General features: G+C 66.7%; 8 protein-coding genes and 1 pseudogene. 1 reads left to right on the forward strand and 8 read right to left on the reverse strand.

All coding sequences use genetic code 11. The features are described 5' to 3' along the window. From ACE5C1_RS13330 to ACE5C1_RS13345, 4 genes and pseudogenes are all read right to left on the reverse strand, one after another. Positions 1-342 (reverse strand): annotated as a pseudogene (locus tag ACE5C1_RS13330) (polyribonucleotide nucleotidyltransferase); the annotation flags it as partial. A 242-nt stretch (positions 343-584) separates the two neighbouring features. After that, the gene (gene rpsO, locus ACE5C1_RS13335) at positions 585-854 is read right to left on the reverse strand and encodes a 30S ribosomal protein S15 (RefSeq protein WP_374944562.1); all 270 of its coding nucleotides are present in this window, start codon (positions 852-854) and stop codon (positions 585-587) included. 19 nt (positions 855-873) lie between these two features. Then, positions 874-1,779 carry a tRNA pseudouridine(55) synthase TruB gene (truB, locus tag ACE5C1_RS13340; protein WP_374944563.1) on the reverse strand — a complete coding sequence of 302 codons (906 nt, stop codon included), beginning with the start codon at positions 1,777-1,779 and terminating at the stop codon, positions 874-876. Further along, a complete protein-coding gene (locus ACE5C1_RS13345) occupies positions 1,779-2,357 on the reverse strand; it encodes a thymidine kinase (RefSeq protein WP_374944564.1) in 579 nt (192 codons plus the stop codon). Before ACE5C1_RS13345 ends, truB begins: the two co-directional genes overlap by 1 nt. 113 nt (positions 2,358-2,470) lie before the next feature. Here ACE5C1_RS13345 and ACE5C1_RS13350 point away from each other — a divergent pair, with 113 nt between their 5' ends. Continuing rightward, positions 2,471-2,962 carry a DUF1440 domain-containing protein gene (locus ACE5C1_RS13350; protein ID WP_374944565.1) on the forward strand — a complete coding sequence of 164 codons (492 nt, stop codon included), beginning with the start codon at positions 2,471-2,473 and terminating at the stop codon, positions 2,960-2,962. A gap of 3 nt (positions 2,963-2,965) precedes the next feature. On the opposite strand, the gene rbfA is transcribed toward ACE5C1_RS13350, so the two are convergent. The 4 genes from rbfA to nusA form a co-directional block, all read right to left on the reverse strand. Then, entirely contained in the window at positions 2,966-3,367 is a 402-nt protein-coding gene (rbfA, locus tag ACE5C1_RS13355) for a 30S ribosome-binding factor RbfA (protein ID WP_374944566.1), read from the reverse strand. A 315-nt stretch (positions 3,368-3,682) separates the two neighbouring features. Next, positions 3,683-6,493 carry a translation initiation factor IF-2 gene (gene infB / locus ACE5C1_RS13360; protein ID WP_374944567.1) on the reverse strand — a complete coding sequence of 937 codons (2,811 nt, stop codon included), beginning with the start codon at positions 6,491-6,493 and terminating at the stop codon, positions 3,683-3,685. Beyond that, positions 6,490-7,203 (reverse strand): DUF448 domain-containing protein, encoded by a 714-nt coding sequence (locus ACE5C1_RS13365; RefSeq protein WP_374944568.1) that lies wholly within the window; start codon positions 7,201-7,203, stop codon positions 6,490-6,492. The genes infB and ACE5C1_RS13365 overlap by 4 nt, the downstream gene beginning before the upstream one ends. Before the next feature lie 104 nt (positions 7,204-7,307). Beyond that, positions 7,308-8,468: transcription termination factor NusA (gene nusA, locus ACE5C1_RS13370; protein ID WP_374944569.1), on the reverse strand; the 1,161-nt coding region annotated here is incomplete at its 5' end.

Genomic DNA, 8,468 nt, shown 5'->3' on the forward strand with positions numbered 1-8,468 from the left:
GATGCAGTTGATCTCGTTGTAGAAGCCGTCCGGAAAAAGGGGCCGAAGTGGCCGATCGATAAGGCGGCTGACCAGCGTCTCACGCTCGGTCGCGCCGCGCTCGCGCTTGAAGAAGCCGCCGGGGATGCGGCCCGAGGAGGAGAACTTCTCCTGATAATGGACGGTGAGCGGGAAGAAGTCCTGCCCCTCCTTGACGGACTTGGCGGCGGTCACCGCGCAGAGCACCACCGTCTCGCCGAGAGTCGCGAGCACCGCGCCGTCGGCCTGGCGGGCAACGCGGCCCGTTTCCAGCGTCAGCGTCTGGCTGCCCCACTGGATTTCGACTTTCTTGGTATCGAACATGTTGATTCCTTCACTCCCCGCGCCCGATGCGCGAGGGGCCTATCTGCGAGCTAAGCCGGCTCGCGTCGGTGTGGAGCGAGTTATCGCTCCGTGGGGATAGGGCCGAATTGCCCCTCTCTCCCTTCCCCGGCGAAAGCCGGGGCCCAGTCCAGCGGCTGGATGAGCGCTACCGCGCCCGTATATGCTGGATCCCGGCCTGCGCCGGGGAAAGCAAAAAGGCGGCCCGAAAGCCGCCTTCCCAGTTACTTGCGAAGCCCGAGCTTCGCGATCAGGTCGAGGTAGCGGTTACCGTCCTTGTTGCGGAGGTAATCCAGCAGCGAGCGGCGCTTGTTGACCATCATCAGCAGCCCACGGCGCGAATGATTGTCCTTCTTATGGCCTTTGAAATGCTCGGTCAGGTTGCGGATCCGCTCGGTCAGGATCGAGACCTGCACCTCGGGGGAGCCGGTGTCGCCTTCTTCGCGGCCATGCTCCTTGATGAGTTCGGCCTTGCGCTCTGCGGTGATCGTCATGATTCTTCCTTCGACATCGTCATAGATTGAACCCGCGGACGACCCGGACTTCTCCGTGGCTGACCTCTACCAGCGCGACCGGAACAGTGTCCGCGCACGCAAAGTAAGGGCCATCGTCGACAGCGATCCCGGCCAGAACGCGCCCCTGTCGAAGCGCTCCTGCCTGGTCGGGCGTGAGGGATAGAGCCGGGATGTCGTCCAGCCCCGCCCTCAATGGCAGGAACAGGTGTTCAAGGGTGCGCGCCTTAGCGGATGCGTCGAGTTTGTCCAGCGATATCGCGTGAGAGAGGTCGAACGGACCAGCCTTGGTGCGGCGGAGCATGATGACGTGGCCGACCGTGCCGAGCGCTAGAGCGATGTCGCGGGCGAGGGAGCGGATGTAGGTGCCCTTAGAGACATGGGCGGTGAGAGTGACCTCTTGGATGCCGTTCTCGTCTTCGGCGTACTCGAGCCAACCCAAGACCGCCAGCGAATGAATCGAGATGTCGCGTGTCGCGAGCGACACTTCCTTTCCTTCGCGCGCAAGATCGTAGGCCCGAGAACCGTCGACCTTGAGAGCCGAGTAGATCGGTGGCACCTGCGCGATCGACCCGGTAAAACGATTGAGCAGTTCGGCGACGCTGCCGAGTTCCGGCCGCACATTGCTCGTCGCGATCACCTGGCCCTCCGCGTCCAACGTATCGGTCTGCTCACCAAAGCGGATCGTGAATTCGTACGCCTTGTCGCTGTCGAGCAGCCGCCCGGCGAGCTTGGTCGCCTCGCCGATCGCGATCGGCAGCACGCCGGTGGCGAGCGGGTCGAGGGTGCCGCCGTGGCCGACCTTGCACTTGCCGTAGCCGCCCTGGCGCAGCGCGCGCTTGACCGCGGAGACGCCCTGCGTCGAGCCCAGGCCTAGCGGCTTGTCGAGGATGATCCAGCCGTGCATCAACCCGCCAACGCTTGCGTGAAGTGGCGGCGGCACATGGCGACGTAGCGGTCATTGCCGCCGACTTCGGTCTGGCGACCCTGGGCGACCGGTCTTCCTTGCGCGTCGATGCGCACATTCATTGTCGCCTTCCGCCCGCAATGGCACACCGACTTGATCTCGACGAGCGTGTCGGCGAGTGCGAGTAGTCGTGCCGATCCTTCGAACAGCGCACCGACGAAATCGGTACGCAGGCCGTATGCGAGGACGGGGATGCCGACCGTATCCGCCAGATAGGCGAGTTGGTCGACTTGTCCGGCTGTCAAGAATTGCGCCTCGTCGATCAGCACGCAGGCGAGCGGTGCCGCCAGATGCTCGGCCTCGACGAGCGCGGCGATGTCGCTGTCGGCGTCGAACGGCGTCGCCGGAGCCTCGACCTCCAGTCGCGATGCGATCACGCCACGGCCGGCGCGCTCGTCGACCGCAGCGGTGAACAGCATCGTCCGCATGCCGCGCTCGCGGTAGTTGAAGTCTGCCTGGAGCAGCGTCGTCGACTTTCCCGCATTCATGCTGGCGTAGTAGAAATAGAGCTTGGCCATCGCCGCGTCGTTAGCGCGCGATTGTGCCGGTGTCGCGGGGCAGCTTCGCCGGAACAGCGGAACGCCGGGGCGTGCCCGCGGTTGTTCGCTGGGACACGCTACGGAAAACGACAATGGTTCACGAAACGGCGATACCCGATCTTGTGAAGGGTGCGGTCGTTGGGCTGGCGGCGGGGCTGATCGCCTCCCTCGCGATGAATCAGTTTCAAGCGGTCGTGCAGACGCTGTCGCCGCCCGACGACGATGCCGACGAGCCTGCGACCGAGAAGGCGGCGGACCGCGTGGCGGTGGCGGCGACGGGAGAGCCCGTGGCCAAGTCCAGCAAACCGGCGGCTGGCAATGCCGTTCATTACGCTTTCGGTGCATTGTTGGGCGTGGCCTACGGCGTTGCTGCGGAATACCGGCCCCGCATCACGATGGGTTATGGCACGGTGTTCGGCACGGGCGTTGCCGCGGTGATGGACGAAGGCGCGGTTCCTGCCGCGGGACTGGCACCCGCGCCTTGGCAGACGCCTGCTGGTGCGCACGCCTATGCGCTGGTGTCGCACCTGATATTCGGGGCCGTCACCGAAGTAAGCCGCAGGTTGTTGCGCAGCGCGATCTGATCGTCAGTCCGGCGCTGAAACGTCGCCGAGATCGCGCGCCACTTCGGGTTTGCGCAGAAGCTGGTCGATGTGGCTGCCCTCGTCGAAGCTCTCGTCGGCCAGAAACTTCAGCTTGGCGGCATATTTCATCTGTACCCGCGCGGCGACCTCGCGCTGGAGGTAAGCGGTGTTGGTGCGCAGCGCCTTGAGCACCGCATCTTCGTCCTTGCCGAGCAGCGGCTTTACGAAGACGGTCGCGTGGCGCAGGTCGGGCGACATGCGGACCTCGGTGACCGAGACCATGTGCTTGGCCAGCGTCTCGTCATGCACGTCACCACGGGCGAGGATTTCGGACAGGATGTGGCGCATCTGTTCGCCGACGCGCAGCGTGCGGACGGACTTCTCGGGCTTGCTAGCGTCGGGCATCTTGCAATCTGGCCTCGCCGGGGATATACAGATCAGGCTACTGTCTTGTTTTCGATAGTCACCTCTTGGGCCTGGATGTTCCTGCATCCGGGCCCAAATCGTATTTGGGGCTCGGCGTTCCTGCGCCGAGCCCCGCACTGGCCTAGCGGCGACCCAGCTCGATGAGCTTGATCACCAACCCGACGAGCGCGATGACGAGCATCGCGACGCCAAGCGCCAGTGCTGCTACTTCTTCATTTCCGATATTTATCACCTCCTTACGACCCGCTAGTTGCGAGCCGCAAGGAGGTCGTTAGCGAAACCCGTGCAGCGTGCCTACAGCGTCCGCTCGCGCATCTCGACTTCGAACGTCTCCAGGAAGTCGCCCGCCTTTATGTCGACGAAGTTCGAGGTGAACGTCACGCCGCACTCGAGCCCTGCGCGCACCTCGGGGACGTCGTCCTTGAAGCGGCGCAGAGAGGCGATCTCGCCCTGGTAGATGATGACGTCCGCCCGCGTGATACGCGCCTTGAGCGCCTTGCGGATGGTGCCTTCGGTGACGAGCAGACCCGCCGCCTTGCCGTGCTTGCCCGCCGAGAAGACCTCGCGGATTTCGGCGCGGCCGACGACCGTCTCGAACGCTTCGGGGCCGAGCTCGCCCGCCATGCCGGCGCGGATATCGTCGGTCAGCGTGTAGATGACGTCGTAATATTTCAGCGCCACCTTCTGCCGCTCGGCGATCTCGCGTGCCTTGGCGTTGGCGCGGACGTTGAAGCCGATGATCGGCGCGCCCGATGCCGCCGCGAGCGTCACGTCGCTTTCGGTGATGCCGCCGACTCCCGAATGCAGAATGCGCGCGCGGATCGCGTCGGTGCTGATCTTGTTGATCGACCCCACGATTGCCTCGATCGTGCCCTGCGTATCCGCCTTGACGACCAGCGGATATTCGATCGCCTGCTTGTCCTTCAAGGCCGAGAACATCGATTCCAGGCTAGCCGGGGTCGAGGTCGTGCGCTTGTTGGTGATGACGCTGGCGCGGTATTCGGCGACCTCGCGGGCACGCGCTTCGCTCTCGACGACCTGAAGCGGATCACCCGCGGACGGTACGCCCGACAGGCCGAGGATCTCGACCGGCATCGCCGGACCCGCTTCCTTGACCTGGCGGCCCTTGTCGTCGACCAGCGCGCGGACCTTGCCGCTCTCGGCGCCGACGACGAAGATGTCGCCGACCTTCAGCGTTCCGCGGTTGACCAGCACCGTCGCCACCGGGCCACGGCCCTTGTCGAGCTTGGCCTCGATCACGGTGCCCTCGGCGGCGCGATCGGGGTTGGCGGCGAGCTCGAGCAGCTCGGCCTGGAGCTGGATCTTGGCGATCAGTTCGTCCAGCCCGGTCTTCTTGAGCGCCGAGACTTCAACGTCCTGGACGTCGCCGCCCATCTCCTCGACGACGACTTCCTCGCTCAGCAGGCGCTCGCGCACTTTCTGCGGGTTGGCGCCTTCATTGTATATCTTTTTGATCGCGACGATCATCGGCACGCCCGCCGCCTTGGTATGGGCAATCGCCTCCACCGTCTGCGGCATCAGGCCGTCGTCGGCGGCGACCACCAGCACGACGATATCCGTCACGTCGGCGCCGCGCGCGCGCATCTGGCTGAATGCCTCATGGCCCGGCGTGTCGAGGAAGGTGATCTTCGACTTGTCCTTGAGCGTCACCTGATACGCACCGATGTGCTGGGTGATGCCGCCGGCCTCGCCGCGCACCACGTCGGTACCGCGCAGCGCGTCGAGCAGCGACGTCTTGCCGTGATCGACATGGCCCATGATCGTGACGACCGGAGGACGCGGGCGCAGCGATTCGACCGCATCGCTCTCCGTGTCGACCGCGAGGTCGATGTCACTGTCGCTGACGCGGACGATGTTGTGGCCGAATTCGGTCACCAGCAGCTCGGCGGTGTCCTGATCGATCAGCTGGTTCATCGTGACGGGCGAGCCCATCTTGAACAGCGTCTTGACGAGGTCGGCGCCCTTTTCGGCCATACGATTGGCGAGTTCCTGGACGGTGATCGCCTCGGGAACCTGAACGTCGCGCACCTGCTTGGCCTGCGCCTCGCGCGCACCGCCGTAGGTACGCTTTTCCTTCTCGCGCGCGCGCTTCAGCGCGGCGAGGCTGCGCGAGCGCGCGCCGTCGTCGCCGAGCGCGCGTTTGACGGTGAGCTTGCCCGAGGTGCGGCGATCGTCGCCCTTGCGGTCGCGCTGCTGCGGACGGCTGGGGGGTGCATTGCGCGGAGTCGCCTGCCCGCTGGGGAGCGGACGCGGCCCGGTCGTGCCTGCGGTGGCGGCGGGCTGTGCCGCAGCGACAGGCGCAGGCGCCTCCTTGGGCGGCGGCGGGGGCGGCGGTACCGGACGCGCGACGGGCGAGAAGCGGCGCGGCGCGGGCATCGACGGATCGCGGCCGAGCTCGATCACCGGTGGTGGTGCGGGCGCGGCAACGGGTGTCGGCGTAGGCGCAGGTGTCGGCGCAGGCGCAGGCGCAGGCGCGGCGACCGCCGGCTCGGGAGCGGGCTCCGCGGCTGCAACGGGCTCGGGTGCCGGCGGCGGTGTCGGTACAACCCGCTCGACCGGCTTGAACGGACGTGCGGTGACCGACACGGTCGGCGCAGGTGCTTCGGCCTCTACCGGTATCGCCGGTGCAGGCGTCGGCTCGGGCACACCAACCGGCGTGGGCTCGGACGCAACAGGAGCCTGGGCGCGCTCCTCGGCGCGGCGACGTTCGTCTTCGGCGGCACGCTGGCGATCGCTCTCCTCGCGGCGGCGCGCATCCTCCAATGCGGACATGCGGCCTTCGGCGGCCTCGCGGAGCATGCGCGCCTGGCGCTCCTGCGCGGTCTCCCCAGCAGGCGCGCGTGGCGGCACGGGTGCCGCAACAACGGGCTCAGGCGCAGGAGCCGGTGCGGCTGCCGGCGCCTCGGCGGCGGGCGTAGGATCGCCCGGGCGACGCAACACGCGCGCCTTCTTGGTTTCCACGATCACCGTGTTCGAGCGGCCGTGGCTGAAGCTCTGCTTCACCTTGCCGGTCTCGACCGTGCGCTTCACGCCCAAAGGCGCGCGCATGCCCAGCTTCGGCTTGTCGTTGTCGGTCTCGCTCACTCAAATTCCTCTTGGGTCGTACGTTCGGCGATGTGCTCGACGCCGTCCTGCCGGGGCGCCGATGCCCCTTGTGCGACTTGCGCGCAAGGTGCGGAAAGGGTGTCAGGTCCGATGAAATGCAGCCAGCGGTCGAGCGCATCGCTCACCCGCTTCGCCGCAGCGCGATCGGTAAGGCCAATATGTACCACATTTTCGCGGCCCAGCGCCAACGCCAATATGGTGCGACCGACCGGCAACGCCAACCCCTTGAGAGCGGAGCCTTCGCGCTCGGAGCCGACTCGCCACGCCTGCGCGAGCTTGCCCGCGCCATCGGCGGCGGCGTCGGCGGCGTGATAGAGGGCATGGAGCTGCCCGCCGCGCGCGACCGAGGCGATCTTGTCCGAGCCGGTGAGCAAGGTGCCCGAGCGCGATTCGAGGCCCAAGCGGTCGAGCGCGTTGCGTTCGAGTGCGTTGGCAATGCGTTGCGGCAGGTCGGCGGGGATGACGAAGTCGGCGGTCTTGAACGCGCGGGCGAGCGCGCCCTTGAGCTTGCCCTTGGCGAGCGCGGTCTCCAGCGCCGACCGCGGCACGCCGATCCAGGCGCCGCGGCCCGGGGCCTTGGCGCGAATGTCGGGGTGGACCTGGCCGTCGGGGGCGAGCGCGAGGCGGACGAGATTGTCGCGCACGTCGCGGTCGCGGGTGAGAATGCAGGAGCGGATGGCGTCAGACATGACGATGCCACCTCCCGTCATGCCCTGACGCTTCGGGATTCGTCCGACGAGGCACCCCGGAACAAGTCCGGGGTGACGTGGAACTGTGAGTCGGCTTCAGCGCATCATGGTGCCGGGTCCGCATGCGCGTCCTCCCCGGCGTCGGCGTTCGCCGTTTCGACCGTCGCGGGCTCTTCGTCCCCATCTTCGTCGGCGAACCAATGCGCGCGCGCGGCCATGATGATCTCGTTGCCCTGCTCGTCGCTCAGCCCGTATTCGCTGAGAATGCCGCCCTTGGGCTCGGGGCGCTTGGGCGCATCCTCGTTGCGGCGGCGCTGTTCGGGGCGCTTCTTCTCGATCAGCTCGTCGGTCGCCAGATCGGCGAGGTCGTCGAGGGTCAGGATCTTGGCCTTGCCGAGCGTCACCAGCATCGCCTCGGTGATGTAGGGCAGTTCGCCGAGCGCGTCCTCGACCCCCATCGCGGTGCGTTCCTCCCGGTTCGCGGCCTCGCGGCGCTCCAAGGCTTCGAGCGCGCGGCTCTGGAGCTCCTGACCGAGGTCCTCGTCGAAGCCCTCGATGCTCGCGATCTCGTCGAGCTCGACATAGGCGACCTCTTCCAGTGCGCCAAAGCCCTCGGCGACCAAAAGCTGCGCGAGCGTCTCGTCGACGTCGAGCTCGGTCTGGAACATCTCGGTGCGCTCGCTGAATTCCTTTTGGCGCTTCTCGCTCGCGTCCTGTTCGGTGAGGATGTCGATCGCCTTTGCGGTCAGCTGGCTGGCGAGGCGGACGTTCTGGCCGCGGCGGCCGATCGCGAGGCTGAGCTGATCGTCGGGGACGACGACCTCGATCCGGTCCTCCTCCTCGTCGATGACGACGCGGCTGACGGATGCGGGCTGGAGCGCGTTGACGACGAAGGTCGCGGTGTCGGGGGACCAGGGTATGATGTCGATCTTCTCGCCCTGCATCTCCTGCACCACCGCCTGGACGCGGCTGCCCTTCATGCCGACGCAGGCGCCGACGGGGTCGATGCTGGAGTCGTGGCTGATAACGCCGATCTTGGCGCGCGAACCCGGATCGCGTGCGGCGGCCTTGATCTCGATGATGCCGTCGTAGATTTCGGGAACTTCCTGCGCGAACAGCTTTTTCATGAAATCGGGGTGCGCGCGGCTGAGAAAGATCTGGGGGCCACGGTTCTCGCGAACGACCTTGAAGATCAGGCTGCGGATGCGATCGTTGACGCGCACCACTTCGCGCGGGATCTGCGCGTCGCGGCGGATGACGCCTTC

It is taken from the genome of Sphingomonas sp., from assembly GCF_964263785.1.
Taxonomy (GTDB): domain Bacteria; phylum Pseudomonadota; class Alphaproteobacteria; order Sphingomonadales; family Sphingomonadaceae; genus Sphingomonas.